Genomic DNA, 17,149 nt, shown 5'->3' on the forward strand with positions numbered 1-17,149 from the left:
ACGGGGGCTCATGGTCGCACGCCCTGGCGCGCGGCGTGCTGCTGCAGCGCCCACTGCACGTGTTCGCGGACCAGCGCGGAGGGGTGGTCGGCGCGGGAGTGCAGTGCGGCCAGCGTGTCGGCGTGGCCGGGCGCATTGCCCAGCGCCACGGCGATGTTGCGCAGCCAGCGCTCGTGTCCGCTGCGGCGGATCGGGCTGCCTTCGGTGCGGCGCAGGAACTCGTCCTCCTCCCACGCGAACAGGTCGGCGAGGCTGGCGCTGTCGAGAGCGTTGCGCGCACGGAAATCCGGCTCGTCGGTGCGCCGCGCGAACTTGTTCCAGGGGCAGACCAGCTGGCAGTCGTCGCAGCCGTAGATGCGGTTGCCCATCAGCGTGCGCATGTCTTCGGGGATAGCGCCGTCGTGCTCGATGGTCAGGTACGAAATGCAGCGCCGCGCGTCCAGCCGCTGCGGACCGATGATGGCCTGGGTCGGGCATACGTCGATGCAGCGCGTGCAGGTGCCGCAGTGCGCGGTGGCCGGGGCGTCCACCGGCAAGGGCAGGTCGATGTAGATTTCGCCGAGGAAGAACCACGAGCCGCCGTGCCGGTCGATCAGGCAGGTGTGCTTGCCGATCCAGCCCAGCCCGGCGTTGCGGGCGAGGGCGCGCTCCAGCACCGGTGCCGAGTCGACGAACACGCGGTAGCCGAAGGCGCCGATCTCGGCGGCCAGCGCATCGGCGAACTTCTGCAGCCGGTTGCGCATCAGCTTGTGGTAGTCGCGGCCCAGTGCGTAACGCGCGACGTACGCGCGGTCGCCATCGTGCAGGGTGTCCCAGGCCTGGGCGTCGTCCTTGTGGCCGTAATCCATGCCGACCGAAATCACCCGCACGGTGCCCGGCAGCAGTTCGGCCGGCCGGGCGCGCAGGGTGCCATGCCGGGCCATCCAGTCCATGGTGCCGTACAGGCCCTTGCCCAGCCAGTCGGCCAGGTGCGCTTCGTCCTCGCCGAGCTCGATCCCGGCGATGCCACAGCGCTGGAATCCGTGCGCGCGTGCAAGCGCGCGCACGCGCTCGGCGGCACGGGGCAGGTGGAGGGGGGCAGGCAGGGGGACCGCGGACATGGTGACAAGTATAGAATCCCGGCATGCCAGAGCTTGCTGAATCGTTTGACCTGTGGGCGGCCGAGCGCCTTCCGCCGCTGCTGCCGCCGCGCCCCGTGGACAGCCACAAGGGCAGGAACGGCCACGTGCTGTGCGTGGGCGGCAATGCCGGCAGCGGCGGCGCGGTGATGCTGGCGGCAGAGTCGGCGCTGCGCGCCGGCGCGGGCCTGGTCAGCGTGGCGACCCGCTCGCAGCACGTCGCGCCGCTGCTCGCCCGGCTGCCCGAAGCGATGGTGCACGCAGTGCAGGACAGCGATGAACTGCAGGCGCTGCTGCCGCGTGCCACGGTGATTGCGATCGGCCCGGGCCTGGGCCAGGAAGACTGGGCGCGCGAGCTTTGGCGCCAGGTAGTGGGCAGTGGCAAGCCGCTGGTGATCGATGCCGACGCGCTGAACCTGCTGGCCGCCCAGCCCCGGGCGCTGCACGATGCCATCCTCACGCCGCACCCGGGCGAGGCCGCACGCCTGCTGGGAACCGATGCGGCGGCCGTGCAGGCCGACCGCTTCGGCGCGGCAGCGGCGCTGGCCGCGCGCCACGAGGCGGTGGTGGTGCTGAAGGGCGCCGGCACCGTGGTCGCTGCGCCGCATGCGCGTCCGCGGGTCATTGCCGCCGGCAACCCCGGCATGGCGGTGGGAGGCATGGGCGACCTGCTCACCGGCATCATCGCGGCGCTGCGCGCGCAGGGGCTGGCGGCGTTCGACGCGGCCAGCGGCGGCGCGCTGCTGCACGCCCTGGCGGGCGACGACGCTGCCCGCGACGGCCAGCGCGGCCTGCTCCCCACCGACCTGCTGGTGCCGCTGCGCCGGCGGGCGAACCCGGAACCGTGATACCGATGATCGACTTTTTCCTGGCAGAACCGCAGGACACCGACCTGCTGGGCCAATGGCTGGCGGCCACCCGGCCGCCACGCGCGGTGGTACAGCTGCAGGGCGACCTGGGCGCGGGCAAGTCCACGCTGGCGCGGGCGCTGCTGCGCGCGCTGGGGGTGCAGGGCGGGATCCGCAGCCCGACGTACACGCTGGTGGAGCGCTATCCGCTCAGCGACGGCACCGAGGCCTGGCACCTGGACCTGTACCGGATCGGGCAGGCGGAGGAGCTGGATTTCCTGGGGCTGGACGAGGACACCGCGTCGCTGTGGCTGGTGGAATGGCCGGAGCGCGGCGCGGGCGCGCTGCCGCCGACGGATCTGGTGGTGGCGCTGGACATCGAAGGGCAGGGCCGCCGCGCGCGGCTGTCGGCGGTGAGCGTGGCCGGGCAGGAATGGCTGCATCGGCTGCCGCAGGGGGGCGACTTGCAGGCCCTTTCTGTGGGGTGACACTAGGAACCATCCCCAGGTTACGGATTATTAAGGAAAAAGCGGTTGCAATTCATTCAGCGCAGTGATTGAATCCTCAGCCATGCCAATGGGGAAACCACTCACCGCCATCTGCGCCGCCGTCGGACTCTGTCTGGCGAGCGCGCTGTCGTGGGCAGGTGAGGTCCGCCAGGTCGCGGTGGAGACCGGTTCGACCGGCACCCGCGCCGAGATCGCACTGGCCGGCAGCGGTGGTTACAAGACGCTGAGCCTGTCCGGCCCGAACCGGCTGGTGGTCGATTTCCCGGATTCCAGCGCGGTGCGCAACCTCAAGATGCCGGCGCCTGCGGGCGTGGTCACCGCCGTGCGCACCGGCCAGCCGGTGCCCGGCACGTTCCGCGTGGTGTTCGACCTGGCCGAGTCGGTGGCGCCGTTCAAGCCGCAGATGATCAAGCAGGGGCAGGATTCGCGCCTGGTGATCGAGTGGCCGGGCGATGCCCCGGCCAGCGTGGCCAAGGCACCCGCCGCCAGCGCGCCTGCGCCCGCAGCGACCCCGCCGGTAACTGCAGGTGTAGCGGCGCAGCCGGCCACCGCACCGCCCACCCAGACCACGCGCACGCTGCCGCCGACGCCGGCCGAAGCCGCGCAGGCGCGCAACGACGCGGCGCGCGCTGCGGCGCTGTTGACCGCTACGGTTCGCCAGCAGGCGAGTGCGAGTGCGGCTGCTGCCGCTCCGACCCCCGCAGCCCCTTCTGCGGCAACCACCGCCAACGTGGCGGCGGCAGGCACCGCGAACGCGGCCAGCAATGCCGCCTCGCCGGCGGCGATCCTCGCCGGCCAGCCAACGGCTGCGGTGGTTCCCGCGCCGGTCGCGGCGGTGCCTGCGCCGGTGCCGACCACGGTGGTACCGCCGCGCCCGGCGATGCCCAGCGATGCGTCGCGGGTCAAGATGCAGTCGGGCATGCGCCCGCTGGTGGTGGCGATCGATCCGGGCCATGGTGGCCAGGATCCGGGCGCCGTGGGGCCGACCGGCAAGCGCGAGAAGGACATCACCCTGGCAGTGGCGCGTGAACTGGCGCGCCAGGTCAATGCGACGCCGGGCCTGAAGGCGTACCTGACGCGCGACAGCGACGTGTTCATCCCGCTGCCGATGCGCGCGCAGAAGGCGCGTTCGGCGAAGGCCGATATCTTCATTTCGATCCACGCCGATGCGGCGGAAAACCGCGCGGCAACCGGGTCGTCGGTGTACGTGCTGTCGACCAAGGGTGCATCGTCGCAGCGTGCGCGTTGGCTTGCGGACAAGGAAAACGCGGCCGACCTGGTCGGTGGCGTGCGCCTGCAGCAGACCGAGGGCACCCTGGCCAACGTGCTGCTGGACCTGGCCCAGAGCGGCTACATGAAGGCCTCCGAAGATGCGGCCGGACACGTGCTTGGCGGCCTGAAGCGGATCGGCAAGAACCACAAGCCGAACATCGAGCGCGCGAATTTCGCCGTGCTGCGTACGTCGGACATGCCGGCGATGCTGGTGGAAACCGCCTTCATCTCCAATCCGGACGAAGAGCGCCGCCTGATGGACCCGGCCTACCAGCGCCAGATCGCCGGTGCGGTACTCGACGGCGTGCACACCTTCTTCAGCCGCCAACCTCCGCCAGGCACGCTCTACGCGGCCAAGGCACAGGCCGAAATAGACGCCGCCAGCACCGTCGCCGGCGGCAGCAAATAAAAAACCCGCTTCGGCGGGTTTTTACGTAAACCAACTGAAACCGCAGGTGGATTGATCCGGACCTTCGGACGGCCCATGTGGATCGGGATCAATCGACCATGGGCCCATTGCCCAATCGGTATCGGAATCCACCCCCACGATCCGGATATCATGCCCGCATGAGCATCCGCCAACTCCCCGAAATCCTCATCAACCAGATCGCCGCAGGCGAAGTCGTCGAGCGCCCGGCGTCGGTGGTCAAGGAGCTGGTGGAAAACGCGCTGGATGCCGGCGCCACCCGCGTGGATATCGACCTGGAAGAAGGCGGCGTGCGCCTGATCCGCATCCGCGATGACGGCGGCGGCATCGCCGCGGAGGAACTGCCGCTGGCGGTGTCGCGGCATGCCACCAGCAAGATCGCCAGCCTGGACGACCTGGAAGCAGTGGCCACGCTCGGGTTTCGTGGCGAAGCCCTGCCGTCGATCGCTTCGGTCAGCCGGTTTACCCTGGCCTCGCGCCGGCGCAGCGACGAACACGGCTCGGCCCTGCAGATCGAAGGCGGCAAACTCGGCGAAGTGACCCCCCGCGCGCATGCGCCCGGCACCACCGTCGAAGTGCGCGAACTGTTCTACAACGTCCCCGCACGGCGCAAATTCCTCCGCGCCGAACGCACCGAACTCGGCCATATCGAAGAATGGCTGCGTTCGCTTGCGCTGGCCCGGCCCGACGTCGAACTGCGTGTGTCGCACAACGGCAAGCCCTCGCGCCGCTACAAGCCCGGCGACCTGTACTCCGATGCGCGCCTGGGCGAAACCCTCGGCGAGGACTTTGCCACCCAGGCCATGCGCGTCGACCACAGCGGTGCCGGCCTGCGCCTGCATGGCTGGATCGCGCAGCCGCACTATTCGCGGGCCAGCACCGACCAGCAGTACCTGTACGTCAACGGCCGTTCCGTGCGCGACCGCAGCGTCGCCCATGCGGTGAAGATGGCCTACGGCGACGTCCTGTTCCATGGGCGCCAGCCGGCCTACGTATTGTTCCTGGAGCTGGACCCCACCCGCGTCGACGTCAACGTCCATCCCGCCAAACACGAAGTGCGCTTCCGCGACGCGCGCCTGATCCATGATTTCGTCTACCGCACCCTCAAGGAAGCGCTGGCCGAAACCCGCGCCGGCATGACGGCCGCAGGCGCGGGGGCCGACAGCCAGCCCAACCCTGCCATCGCGCCACACCCGGCCAGCTTCGCCGGCAGCGGCTACGCCCTGGCCGGCGGCGGTGGTGGCGGCCCGGGCACCGGCATGGGCGGTGCCGGCTGGCGCCCGCAGCAGTCCCCGCTGGGCCTGCGCGTGGCCGATGCGCCCTCCGCGTATGCCGCGCTGTATGCGCGCCCCGCCGGCAGCGACGCCCCGCTGCCGCCGATGCCCAGCGAGCAGGGCCTGCCGGTGACCGCCGCCGACAGCGGCGTGCCACCACTGGGGTACGCCGTGGCGCAGCTGCACGGCATCTACATCCTGGCCGAGAACGCCGAAGGCCTGATCGTGGTCGACATGCATGCCGCCCACGAACGCATCGGCTACGAACGGTTGAAGACCGCACACGATGCCACCGGCCTGCACGCGCAACCGCTGCTGGTGCCGATCACCCTGGCCGTTGGCGAGCGCGATGCCGACACCGCCGAGCGCGAGGCCGACACGTTGACCGCACTGGGTTTTGAGATCACCCGTTCCGGTCCCGGCTCGCTGCATGTGCGCAGCATTCCCGCGCTGCTGGCCAATGCCGAACCCGAAGGCCTGCTGCGCGACGTGCTGACCGACCTGCGCGAACATGGCCAGAGCCGGCGCATTGCCAGCGCCCGCGATGAGCTGCTGTCGACCATGGCCTGCCACGGCGCGGTGCGCGCCAACCGGCGGCTGACCCTGCCGGAAATGAACGCGCTGCTGCGCGACATGGAAATCACCGAACGGTCCGGCCAGTGCAACCACGGCCGGCCGACCTGGGCCCGTTTTTCGCTGGCGGAAATCGACCGCTGGTTCCTGCGCGGACGTTGAAGGGGAGCACGATGCGTACTTGGGGATGGGGACTTGGTGCCGCGCTGCTGGCGCTGGGCCTGGCAGGCTGCGGCGACAAGGAAACGGCGCCGGTCAAGGCGACCGTGGATCCGGCGTTCGCCGCCGAACAACAGCAGTGGCGACTGCAACGCTACACGGAACTGCAGGCGCCCGATGGCTGGACCAGCCTGGTCGGCCTGCATTGGCTCGAGCACAAGGCACATTTCATCGGCAGCGGCCCCGGCAGTGGTATCCGCCTGGCCGTGGGCCCGGCCAAGCTGGGCATGGTGGCGCGCAACGGCGACAGCGTCACCTTCACCCCCGAACGCGGCGTGGCGCTGAGCGTGGACGGCAAGCCGCTGACCGGTCGGATCCGTTTCCAGAGCGACCGCGATCCGGCGCCCACCCGGATCGCCTTCGACGATGGCAGGGGCCAACTCAGCCTGATCCATCGCGGCGAACGCTTCGCGCTGCGGGTCAAGCACGCCGACGCCTATTCGCGCAGTGGATTCGCCGGCCTCAACTACTGGCCCGGCGGCCCGGACTGGCGGGTCAGCGCACGCTTCGTGCCGCACCCGGCCGGCAAGACCCTGCCGATCGTCGACATCACCGGACTCACCACCGCCATGCCCAACGCGGGCGCGCTTGAGTTCGAACGCGACGGCAGGACCTGGCGGCTGGAAGCGCTGGGCGAACCCGGGCGCGAGCTGTTCGTGATCTTCGGCGACCGCACCAGCGGCCACGGCAGCTACCCTGCCGGGCGCTACCTGGACCTGCCGGCGCCGGATGCCAGTGGCACGGTGCTGATTGATTTCAACCATGCCTACAACCCACCGTGCGCGTTCACTCCGTTCGCCACGTGCCCGCTGACCCCGCCGGAAAACCGCCTGGACCTGCGGGTCGAGGCGGGCGAACAGGCCTATCACCCGCCCCGCGGAGGAGTGTGACGATGACGATGTTGAAGCGATTGGCGGCCCCGTTGCTGCTGGCCACCGGCCTGCTGCTGGGTAGTGCCGCCGCCATGGCTGCGCCGGCCACCGCGGCCGCCGCCGCCAGTGCGCCGGTGCCCCTGCTGTGGAAGGTGACCGGCCCGGGCGACAGCCAGCTGTACCTGCTGGGCTCGTTCCACCTGCTGCGCGCCGACGATTACCCGGTGGCGCCGGAGGTCGACCAGGCGTTCGCCGCCTCCCGGCGCGTGGTGTTCGAATTGTCGCCGCAGGACATGCAGTCGCCGGACCTGACCCGCAAAATGCTGCAGGCGGCCATGCGCACCGACGGCAGCGAGCTCAAGCGCGACCTGGACGCGGCCACCTGGACCAGGCTGCAGGACTATGCGCGCGCCAACAACCTGCCGCTGGCCCAGCTGCAGGGCATGAAGCCCTGGTTCGTCGGCCTGACCATCACCCTGTCGCAGTTCGCCAAGATGGGGTTGGACCCGGCGCTCGGGCTGGACCGGCATTTCATGACGCGCGCCGCCGATGCGGGCAAGCCGACCAGCGGACTGGAAGACATCGACACCCAGGTGGCGGTGCTGTCGGGCATGTCGACGCAGGAACAGCAGCAGATGGTGGCCGAGGCGCTGGAGCAGGCCGGGCAGGCCGATGCCGACGGCCGCAAGCTGCACGACGCCTGGCGACGCGGCGACGACAAACTGTTGTGGAACGCGATGGCCGCGGAAATGCGCGGCGCCTATCCGCAGCTCTACAAGCGCATCAACACCGACCGCAATGACGCCTGGGTGCCCAAGCTGGAACAACAGCTCAAGGCCGGGCAGGGCGGCACGCTGGTGGTGGTGGGAACGCTGCACCTGCTCGGCGAAGACGGGGTGGTCGAAAAGCTGCGCGCCAAGGGTTACCAGGTCGAGCGCATCTGCAGCGCCTGCACCAAACCCAAGGGCCGGTCCAGACGCTGAAGGCTTCAGCCGGAAACGAAAAAGGCGCGGCCGTGAGGCTGCGCCTTTCTGCGTACTGCCGCGCGGGAATCAGCGGCGGGTCTTGCCGCCCGCCGGCGCATCGGGCTTGGCGTTGCCGGTGCCGGTACCGGTGGAGGTGCCCGGCGGGCGCGGGCCGAAGCCGCTGCCCATGTTGCGCTGGAAGTCCTGCCACAGTTCCAGGTTGCGTTCGGTGAGCTGGTTCATCATCGCCCACGGGGTCTGCCCGAGCAGGTTGCCCATCTGCTGGCGGAACTGCTGCTGCTGGTCCAGGAACACCTGCATGCTGCGCTCCAGGTAGTTGCCCATGAAGCCCTGCAGCGAATCGCCATAGAAGCGGATCAGCTGGCTGAGCAGCTGGGTGGACAGCATCGGCTCGCCGTCCTGTTCCTGGTCGGCGATGATCTGCAGCAGTACCGAGCGGGTCAGGTCGTCGCCGCTCTTGGCGTCGCGGACTTCGAAGTCTTCACCGTCCAGGATCAGCTGTCGCACGTCCTCGATGGTGATGTAGCTGGAAATTTCGGTGTCGTAGAGACGGCGGTTCGGGTACTTCTTGATGATGCGGTTCGCAGCCATGAAGCAGTCACTCGTCAGCGTAAGGGCGAATGATTGCGCAGCGCAGCACCGGTTGCAACCTCCTTTGGTCATTCATGGCAAATCTTCATGCTGCGCAGCAATTTGTGCAGCAAAATGAGGTTCCGCAACCGGCGCTGCGCTGCGTAATCATTCGCTGCCCACGTTTTGCTGCGCAAAACGTGGGCCCCCGGGGCATGTTTCCTTAACCCCGCGCCGTTGGCGCGCCCCCTTCAACAAGAAGGGGGCTCCTCGACTGAACCTATGCGTGGCAGGCCCCGCAGCGGTTGTGCTGCACCCCGGTAGCGCCGACCGTTGGTCGGCCTTGGGAGCCCTTGGTGGCGCGGCTTGTAACCGTTACCACCCCATGTGGTGGCCGCCGTTGATGTCCAGGTTGGAGCCGGTGATCCAGGCGGCTTCCTCGGCGACCAGGAAGGCGACGGCGTAGGCGATTTCCTCGGGCTTGCCGAGGCGGCCGGTCGGGATGTCGGCGATGATCTTGGCGCGTACTTCGTCGGGTACGGCCATCACCATGTCGGTGGCGACGTAGCCGGGCGAGATGGTGTTGACGGTGATGCCGAAACCGGCATTCTCGCGCGCCAGCGAGATGGTGAAGCCGTGCATGCCGGCCTTGGCGGCGGCGTAGTTGGCCTGGCCGTACTGGCCCTTCAGGCCGTTGATCGAGCTGATCTGGATCACCCGGCCCCAGCCGCGGCGACGCATGCCTTCGATGACCGGGCGGGTGACGTTGAACACCGAGTTGAGATTGGTGTTGATCACGTCGTGCCACTGGTCGGCGCGCATGCGGTGGAACGTGGTGTCGCGGGTGATGCCGGCGTTGTTGACCAGGATCTCGACCGGACCGAGCGCCGCTTCCACCGCGTGCACCATCTGTTCGGCGGTGGCCGGGTCGGCGACATCGCCGGGGAAGATCGCCACATCGCAGCCGCGCGCCAGCATCTTCTCGCGCCAGGCCAGGGCCTTGGCCTCGTCACGGTAGTTGGTGGCAACCCGATGGCCCTGGTCGGCCAGACGTTGGCAGATGGCGGAACCGATACCGCCGGTACCGCCGGTGACCAGTGCGACGCGAGATGTCATGAGCAGCTACTCCGAAAGGCAGGGCCAGCAAGGGGGAACGCGATTCTGCAACATCGCGGCGAAAAATGGGGGCTCAGGCCGGGTCGGGGGGCAGGTGGATGTCTCCCGGTGGCAAACGCGCCGGATCGAAGCCGCTGCGGGCGCGGTCGAGCAGCCCCGCCACCCCGGAACTGCCGGCCAGGTGCGCAGGGTCCTGCCCCAGCTGCGCCCAGGCCTGCTGCAGTGCCGGGACGGCGGCACGGGGATCGACCGGGCGCGCCGCGTCGGACTTGGACAGCTTGTGGCCGTCGGGCTCCAGCAGCAGCGGCAGGTGCAGGTAGCGCGGGGTAGGCAGGCCCAGGGCCTGCTGCAGCAGGATCTGGCGCGCGGTGGAGTCGAGCAGGTCGGCACCGCGGACGACGTCGGTGATGCGCTGGTCGGCGTCGTCGACCACCACGGCGAGCTGGTAGGCCCAGTACCCGTCGGCGCGGCGCAGGACGAAATCGCCGACCTCGGCATGCACGTCCTGGCGGACCGGGCCGCGCAGGCCATCCTGGAAGGCGACGACGCTGCCCGGCGGCACCCGCAGGCGGATGGCCGGTCGCGCCCGTTCGGTACGTCCTACGCAGTGATGATGGATGCCGTGCTGGTCGGCCAGGTCGGTGCGGCTGCAGTGGCAGGCAAAGGCCCTGTCTTCCGCCAGCAGGCGGTCGATGGCCTCCCGGTACAGGGCATCACGCTGGCTCTGGCGGACGATGGGGTCGTCGCTGGCCAAGCCAAAGGCCGCAAGTGCAGCCAGCTGCTGGTCGATGGCGCCGGGGACGGTGCGGGGTGGATCGATGTCTTCGATGCGGACGGACCAGTGGCCGCCGGCATGGCGGGCCAGCAGCCAGCTGCCGAACGCGGCCAGCAGGGAGCCGGCGTGCAGGGGGCCGGTGGGGGAGGGGGCAAAACGCCCGCGGTAGGCAGTCATTGACATGAACTATGAATCGTCGGTCAGGTTGCGACTTGAATTCAACCTGAAGTCCCCGCAGATTTGCAGCAACATCAACCTAAAGCATCCTCTTCCCATGTTCAGTCGTATCGCCCTGTTCCTCGCGACCAACTTCGCCGTGCTGCTCCTGGCGGGCTTTGTAATGCGTCTGGCGGGGATCGATCCCGCAAGCATGAGCGGCCTGCTGGTGGTTGCGGCCATCTTCGGCTTCGGCGGGTCGCTGGTGTCGCTGCTGCTGTCCAAGTGGATGGCCAAGCGCTCCACCGGCGCGGTGGTCATTACCGAACCGCGCAACCCCACCGAGCGCTGGCTGCTGGCGACGGTGGAGCGCCAGGCCCGCGAGGCGGGTATCGGCATGCCGGAAGTGGCCGTTTACGACGGTCCTGAAATCAATGCGTTCGCCACCGGTGCCAACCGCAACAATGCGCTGGTAGCGGTGTCCACCGGCCTGCTGCACAACATGAGCGAGGACGAGGCCGAGGCGGTACTGGGCCACGAGATCGCCCACGTTGCGAACGGCGACATGATCACCATGGCGCTGCTGCAGGGTGTGCTCAACACGTTCGTGATCGTGCTGGCGCGCGTGGTCGGCGGCATCATCGACAGTGCGCTGTCGGGCAACCGCGAAGGCGGCGGCCGTGGCTTCGCCTACTTCATCATCGTGTTCGTGCTGGAAATGGTGTTCGGCCTGTTCGCGACCATGATCGCGATCTGGTTCTCGCGCCACCGTGAGTTCCGCGCCGACGCCGGCGGCGCCCACCTGGCCGGTCGCCAGAAGATGATCGCCGCGCTGGAGCGCCTGAAGCTCAACCACGGCCAGAGCACCCTGCCGACCCAGATCGCCGCCTTCGGCATCGCCGGCGCCACCGCAAAGAAGCTGTTCCTGAGCCACCCGCCGCTGGATGAGCGCATTGCCGCGCTGAAGGCCGCGAGCAGCACCGTGGCGTGATGGGGGTGTGGTAACGAGTTAAAAAACGCCCGGTCTTTGCCGGGCGTTTTTCTTGGTGCTGCAGTACTGATCGCAGAACCAGTAGAGCCGGGCTCTGCCCGGCTGCTCTCTCCCTCCGCACACGACCCGGTATGGGGGCGGACGGCGGGTAGCCCCCGTAGGGACTGTCAAAAACATGGATGTTTTTGACAAGCCCCCAGGGGTGAAGGCGCACTGCTTGCGAGGCACTGCCTCGCGTGCGACTGAACGCACAGCCGCTGGCGGCTGGGCCGGGGCCCGGAGGGCGGTTCACGGCGTGTCCCGGAGGGGGCTGCCCGGCGGCCGCCCCTGCACGTGGAATTGAGACGCCGGCTTTTGCAGTTGCAGTTGCAGTTGCTGTTGACGTTGGATTTCAACGAGTGATGACGGGTTCCCACCGCCGACCAACGGTCGGCGCTACCGGGTGATTGCGCGTTGCCCGGTGTCCCGGGAGGCCGTCGCGCGTTTCCGGCGTTCGAAGGCGCCATGGCGCGTTGTCTCCAAACAACAACGGCGCCCGAAGGCGCCGTTGCTTGAATCCCACATCAGGTCGATCAGAACTTCGCGTCGAACTCGGCCGCGTAGCCGGTGTTGACCAGTACCTTCTGCAGCACTTCGCTGTTCTTCACGTTGCCCGCCACGATCTGCTGGGTTTCCGGGCCGCGGCTGTCCATGCGGGCCGGGGTCGCGCCCTTGAAGTCGCAGACCCGGCCGCCGGCTTCGCGGACCAGCAGCACGCCCGCGGCGATGTCCCAGGCCTTCACGCCGGCTTCGAAATAGGCATCGGCGCGGCCGCAGGCCACATAGGCCAGGTCCAGCGCCGCCGAACCGGTGCGGCGCACGTCTTCGGCCTGCACCAGCAACGCGTCCACCGCCTTCAGCTGCGCACTCGTGCGGCTGCGCTCGCGCGGCGCGAAACCGGTGTGGATCATCGCCCCGGACAGATCCTTGCGGTCCGCCACCCGGATGCGGCGGTCGTTCAGCACCGCACCGGCACCCCGGCTGGCGGTGAACAGTTCATTGCGCAGCGGATCGAAAATCACCGCATCGATCGGCTCGCCGTTCTCCACCAGCGCGATCGACACGCAGTAGTGCGGGAAGCCACGCAGGTAATTGCTGGTACCGTCCAGCGGGTCGATCACCCACATGTAACGGTTCACCGCCTGCACCCCGCCTTCCTCGGCCATGATCCCGTAGTCCGGGTAGGCGCGCTTGAGTTCCTTGATGATCACCTTTTCCGCGTCCGCATCGACCTCGCTGGCGTAGTCCATGCGCCCCTTCTGCACCACGTTCAGCGCCTCCAGCTTGTTGATGTTGCGCAACAGGACGTTGCCGGCGAGGCGGGCGGCCTTGACCATGACGGTGACGGCGGGTTTCTGCATGGTAAATAGCTCCCGTAAAGGCAGAGATGGGGGTACTGGCGGGGGAAAAGAGCGGTCCCGGCGCAAAGGCCGGTCGCACAGTTTACCATTTGTGACTGTCCTGCTCGCGTTTGGCCTGTTCATGTCCGCACATCCCGCTCCCTCCCGCATCCGTTTCGTCCTCGTGGGCACCCAGCACCCCGGCAACATGGGCGCCGCCGCCCGTGCCATGAAGACCATGGGCCTGGGCCGGCTGGTGCTGGTGGCCCCCGAAAAACCGCTGGATGAAGAAGCCTTCCGCCGCTCCGCCGGCGCCGAAGACGTGCTCGGCGACGCCCCCGTGGTCGCCACCCTGGCCGACGCCGTCGCCGACTGCCGGCTCGTCCTGGGCTGCACCGCCCGCGCCCGTCGCGTCCAGCTCGAAGAACTTCTTCCTGCCGTGGCCGCCCAGCGTGCCCTGGCCAAGGCTGCCGACCCCGAGGGCGAAGTCGCCTTCGTATTCGGCCGCGAGCGCACCGGCCTGACCAACGAAGAGCTGCAGCTCTGCCACCTCGCCGTGCACATCCCGTCCAACCCCGACTTCAGCTCGCTGAACCTGGCCGCCGCCGTCCAGGTACTCGCCTACGAACTGCGCATGGCCAGCCTCGGCGGCGTCGAAGCCGCCGCCCCCGCCGATCCTGAACACCGCGAACAGCCGGCCAGCCATGCCCAGGTCGAAGGCCTGTTCGGCCAGCTCGGCCAGACCCTGGACGACATCGACTTCCACAAGGGCCGCGCCCCCGACTCGGCCATGCGCAAGCTGCGCCGCCTGTTCCTGCGGACCGAACTGAGCGAACAGGAAGTGCGCCTGCTGCGCGGCATCCTGGCCGACGCCCAGCGGATGGCGCGCCTGGCCAACGCCAAGCCCGAATGACCTGACGCACGTCTCACTTTTTCGGGTAGGCTGTTGCCATTCCTTGGGGGGAGCGAATGGGATTGCCGCTACTGCGATGGCTGTTGCAGGGAGGGCTGCTGTGGCTGGGCATCATTGCGATGGCTGGAACCGCGGTTGCCGGCCCTGACACCGCCGGCCTGGACCACGTCCTCGTGCTGGGCCGGATCAGCGACAACCCCAAGTCACACTATGCCCAACTGCAACCCCTGCTCGACTACGTCGTCCCGCGCATGCGCGACGTCGGCATCACCGAAGGGCGCATCCTGATGGCCCCCGATGCGCAGCAGATGGCCAGTTACCTGCGCCGTGGCCGGGTCGACTGGGTCACCGAAACCGCTGGCACCGCCGTAGCGCTGGGCCTGCGCAGCGGCGCACAGCCCCTTCTTCTGACCGAACGCAACGGCGTGCGCGACTACCACACCGTGTTCTTCGTCCGCCGCGACAGCCCGATCACCTCGCTGGCTGGCCTCAAGGGCCATACCCTGGCCCTGCAGAACGTCGCCTCCACCAGTGCCTATCTGGTTCCGGTGATGACCCTGTTGCAGAACGGCCTGACCCCGGAGATCCTGTTGTCCGCGCGCGACGCCGCCGCACCGGACACCGTGGGCTACGTATTCGCGCGCTCGGAGGCCAACATCGCCACCTACGTGCACAAGGGCATGGTCGATGCCGGCGCGGTGAGCAGCGTCGACTGGGGCGACGAGCACCGCATCCCAGCCACGTTCCGGCGTGACTTCCGACCGATCCATCGCACCGAGCCGTATCCGCGGGCGGTCGAAGTGGTGCGGGCCGGGCTCGACCCGAAGGTGCGCGACCGCCTGCAGCAGGTATTGCTGGAGGCCGCGTCGGATCCACAGGCGCAGGACGCGCTGGAAAAATTTTTTGGTACGTCCGGGTTCCATCGGGTCGATGCGCAGATGCAGCACCGTTTGGATGAATTGAAACAGGGTCTTACACGCGTGCGGATGGAAGTGGAATGAGGCCGTTTGGTTCCGGAATGCAGTCCCGTTTCGTGTTGGCGATGGGCGGGGCGATGGTGGTGGTGGTGGCGATCGTGGCCGTGGTGCTGGGGCGCCAGGCGGCGATGCAGGACGAGGTCAAGAACCTCAGCGGCAGCGTCATCCATGAACTGTTCGACCGCAGCGTGCGCAGCCGCGGCGAGGCGCTGGCGCGCGAGCTGTCCGATGCCCTGGCCAACCCGCTGTATTACAACGACCTGGCCCAGGTCGGCGCGCTGGTGCGCAACACCTCGCGGCAGCAGGTGGTGCGCTACGTGCTGGTGTTCGACGAAGACGGCAGGCTGATCCACGACGGCAGCAGCGTAGTGGTCGACTTCGGCAAGGCCATGCAGGACCCGCTGGCGGCCGGTGCGGTGGCCGCGCGCACCCTGGTGGTGCAGCAATCGCCCAAGGTGCTCGACAACGCCATGCCGATCATGGTCGGCAACCAGCGCATCGGCGGCGTCCGCGTCGGCATGGCGCTGGACGACGTGCAGGCCATGGAGCAGCGCGCCAACACCACCCTGGGCGAGCGCCTGCAGCAGGTCGGCAAGCGCCACCTGGGCTGGCTGCTGCTGATGCTGGGCCTGCTGCTGGCGATCGGCGTGGTGGTCATCGTCTACGTGCAGCGCACCCTGGTCGCCCCGATCCGTGGCCTGGCCAGCGCCGCGCGCCAGATCGAAGCCGGCGACTACCGCCCGCAGCTCAGCCACAACAACCGCCAGGACGAAGTGGGCGAGCTGGTCCGCGCCTTCGGCCGGATGAGCGAAGCCATTGCCCGCCACGACCGCGAAGTGCGGCACATGGCCTACACCGACGCCCTGACCGGACTGACCAACCGCCTGGCGTTCCGCGAAGCGCTGGACCACCGGCTGATGGCCGCGCGCGCGTCCGGGCATCGGCTGGGCCTGTTGTTCGCCGACATGGACGACTTCAAGCGCGTCAACGACACCCTCGGCCACGAAGCCGGCGACGAAGCGCTGCTGCAGTTCGCCCAGCGCATCCGTGCCGCCGTGGCCCAGGCCGGCGGCGACGAAGCGCTGCTGGCGCGGTTTGGTGGCGACGAATTCGTGATCCTGATCGGCGACGGCGATGTCGCCGCCGGCGCGCGCCAGCTGGCCGAACTGCTGGTGCGTGAACTGGGCAAGCCGCTGGTGGTGCAGGGCAGGGAACTGTTCCTGGGCACCTCCATCGGCGTTACCCTGTTCCCTGACGATGCCGCCGACGCGACCACCCTGCTGAAGAATGGCGACATCGCCATGTACCAGGCCAAGGTCGCCGGCAAGAACTGTTACCGCTACTACAGCCGGGCAATGGACCACGCGGTGGAGCGCCGCGTGCACATGGAACAGGAGTTGCGCGGCGCGTGGGAGCGCGGCGAACTGCGCCTGGTCTACCAGCCGATCTTCCGCACCCGCGACCGCCGCATGGTCGGGGTGGAAGTGCTGCTGCGCTGGCAGCACCCGACCCTGGGCACCATTCCGCCGTCGGTGTTCATCGAAGTGGCCGAGCAGAGTGGCCTGATCGAAGTGATCGGGCCCAAGGTGCTGCGCGCGGCGTGCCGGGAGGCGGTGCAGTGGCCGCATTCGGCCGATGGCGAAGGCATGTTCGTTTCGGTCAACGTGTCGCCGCGGCAGCTGCGCGGCGGCGAACTGCCGACGCTGGTCGCCGAGTGCCTGCGCGACACCGGGTTGCCGGCCTCGCGCCTGCACCTGGAGCTGACCGAGACCGCGGTGATCGGCGATGAAATGCTGGCCGCCGCATTGCTGGACAAGCTGCACCGCACCGGCGTGAAGGTGTGGCTGGACGACTTCGGTACCGGATTCTCCGGCCTGAGCCACCTGCGCCAGGTGCCGGTTGACGGGGTCAAGATCGACAAGAGTTTCGTCGCCGACATGCAGCGCGATCCCGACGACCTGGCGCTGACCACGGCGATCATCGCCATGGCCCACGCGCTTGGCATCACCGTGGTGGCTGAAGGCATCGAACAGGAAGTGCAGTTCGACCTGCTGAGCCAGCGCGGTTGCGACCTGGCGCAGGGGTACTGGCTGAGCGTGCCGATCACCGCGACCGAGGTCGTGGAAATGATCGAATCCGGGCGGTAGGGCGGCAAAGCGGAAGCCGACTAACAG

Annotated in this window: 14 protein-coding genes and 1 pseudogene; 10 read left to right on the forward strand and 5 right to left on the reverse strand. The window is 68.7% G+C overall.

Going from position 1 to position 17,149, the window contains the following annotated elements:
* Positions 1 to 8: 8 nt before the first annotated feature.
* Positions 9 to 1,100 (reverse strand): tRNA epoxyqueuosine(34) reductase QueG, encoded by a 1,092-nt coding sequence (gene queG, locus FSZ13_RS12255; RefSeq protein ID WP_145480039.1) that lies wholly within the window; start codon positions 1,098 to 1,100, stop codon positions 9 to 11.
* Between the two features lie 53 nt (positions 1,101 to 1,153).
* On the opposite strand from queG, the pseudogene FSZ13_RS12260 reads away from it, so the two are divergent.
* From FSZ13_RS12260 to FSZ13_RS12285, 6 genes and pseudogenes are all read left to right on the forward strand, one after another.
* A pseudogene (locus FSZ13_RS12260) lies at positions 1,154 to 1,966 on the forward strand (NAD(P)H-hydrate dehydratase); the annotation flags it as partial.
* Positions 1,967 to 1,971: 5 nt separating this feature from the next.
* Positions 1,972 to 2,454 carry a tRNA (adenosine(37)-N6)-threonylcarbamoyltransferase complex ATPase subunit type 1 TsaE gene (tsaE, locus tag FSZ13_RS12265; RefSeq protein ID WP_145480041.1) on the forward strand — a complete coding sequence of 161 codons (483 nt, stop codon included), beginning with the start codon at positions 1,972 to 1,974 and terminating at the stop codon, positions 2,452 to 2,454.
* Between the two features lie 88 nt (positions 2,455 to 2,542).
* On the forward strand, positions 2,543 to 4,156 hold the full coding sequence (locus tag FSZ13_RS12270; RefSeq protein ID WP_145480366.1) for an N-acetylmuramoyl-L-alanine amidase: 1,614 nt from the start codon (positions 2,543 to 2,545) through the stop codon (positions 4,154 to 4,156).
* 158 nt (positions 4,157 to 4,314) lie between these two features.
* Positions 4,315 to 6,183, forward strand: coding sequence for a DNA mismatch repair endonuclease MutL (gene mutL, locus FSZ13_RS12275; protein WP_145480043.1), 1,869 nt, complete (start codon positions 4,315 to 4,317; stop codon positions 6,181 to 6,183).
* Positions 6,184 to 6,194: 11 nt separating this feature from the next.
* Positions 6,195 to 7,130, forward strand: coding sequence for a DUF1684 domain-containing protein (locus FSZ13_RS12280; RefSeq protein WP_145480045.1), 936 nt, complete (start codon positions 6,195 to 6,197; stop codon positions 7,128 to 7,130).
* A 2-nt stretch (positions 7,131 to 7,132) separates the two neighbouring features.
* Positions 7,133 to 8,095: a TraB/GumN family protein gene (locus FSZ13_RS12285; protein ID WP_145480047.1), complete on the forward strand. Its 963-nt coding sequence runs from the start codon at positions 7,133 to 7,135 to the stop codon at positions 8,093 to 8,095.
* A 69-nt stretch (positions 8,096 to 8,164) separates the two neighbouring features.
* Here FSZ13_RS12285 and phaR read toward each other — a convergent pair whose 3' ends face one another.
* From phaR to gluQRS, 3 genes are all read right to left on the reverse strand, one after another.
* Positions 8,165 to 8,689, reverse strand: coding sequence for a polyhydroxyalkanoate synthesis repressor PhaR (gene phaR / locus FSZ13_RS12290; protein ID WP_145480049.1), 525 nt, complete (start codon positions 8,687 to 8,689; stop codon positions 8,165 to 8,167).
* A 354-nt stretch (positions 8,690 to 9,043) separates the two neighbouring features.
* Positions 9,044 to 9,784: a beta-ketoacyl-ACP reductase gene (locus tag FSZ13_RS12295; RefSeq protein ID WP_145480051.1), complete on the reverse strand. Its 741-nt coding sequence runs from the start codon at positions 9,782 to 9,784 to the stop codon at positions 9,044 to 9,046.
* A gap of 73 nt (positions 9,785 to 9,857) precedes the next feature.
* Positions 9,858 to 10,742, reverse strand: coding sequence for a tRNA glutamyl-Q(34) synthetase GluQRS (gene gluQRS / locus FSZ13_RS12300; RefSeq protein ID WP_145480053.1), 885 nt, complete (start codon positions 10,740 to 10,742; stop codon positions 9,858 to 9,860).
* 91 nt (positions 10,743 to 10,833) lie between these two features.
* Between gluQRS and htpX the strand changes: the two genes are divergently transcribed.
* Positions 10,834 to 11,706 carry a protease HtpX gene (gene htpX, locus FSZ13_RS12305; RefSeq protein WP_145480055.1) on the forward strand — a complete coding sequence of 291 codons (873 nt, stop codon included), beginning with the start codon at positions 10,834 to 10,836 and terminating at the stop codon, positions 11,704 to 11,706.
* A 572-nt stretch (positions 11,707 to 12,278) separates the two neighbouring features.
* Here htpX and FSZ13_RS12310 read toward each other — a convergent pair.
* On the reverse strand, positions 12,279 to 13,106 hold the full coding sequence (locus FSZ13_RS12310) for an inositol monophosphatase family protein (protein WP_145480057.1): 828 nt from the start codon (positions 13,104 to 13,106) through the stop codon (positions 12,279 to 12,281).
* A gap of 121 nt (positions 13,107 to 13,227) precedes the next feature.
* Here FSZ13_RS12310 and FSZ13_RS12315 point away from each other — a divergent pair, with 121 nt between their 5' ends.
* Genes FSZ13_RS12315 through FSZ13_RS12325 form a run of 3 tightly spaced genes read left to right on the forward strand, consistent with a single transcriptional unit; the run spans position 13,228 to position 17,122 of the window.
* Positions 13,228 to 13,998: an RNA methyltransferase gene (locus FSZ13_RS12315; protein WP_145480060.1), complete on the forward strand. Its 771-nt coding sequence runs from the start codon at positions 13,228 to 13,230 to the stop codon at positions 13,996 to 13,998.
* Between the two features lie 56 nt (positions 13,999 to 14,054).
* Positions 14,055 to 14,999, forward strand: coding sequence for a phosphate/phosphite/phosphonate ABC transporter substrate-binding protein (locus tag FSZ13_RS12320; protein WP_145480062.1), 945 nt, complete (start codon positions 14,055 to 14,057; stop codon positions 14,997 to 14,999).
* Positions 14,996 to 17,122 carry a putative bifunctional diguanylate cyclase/phosphodiesterase gene (locus tag FSZ13_RS12325; protein ID WP_145480064.1) on the forward strand — a complete coding sequence of 709 codons (2,127 nt, stop codon included), beginning with the start codon at positions 14,996 to 14,998 and terminating at the stop codon, positions 17,120 to 17,122. The genes FSZ13_RS12320 and FSZ13_RS12325 overlap by 4 nt, the downstream gene beginning before the upstream one ends.
* Positions 17,123 to 17,149 lie beyond the last annotated feature (27 nt).

Origin of the sequence: Stenotrophomonas rhizophila (genome assembly GCF_007667275.1) — a bacterium.
Lineage (GTDB): Bacteria > Pseudomonadota > Gammaproteobacteria > Xanthomonadales > Xanthomonadaceae > Stenotrophomonas > Stenotrophomonas maltophilia_AE.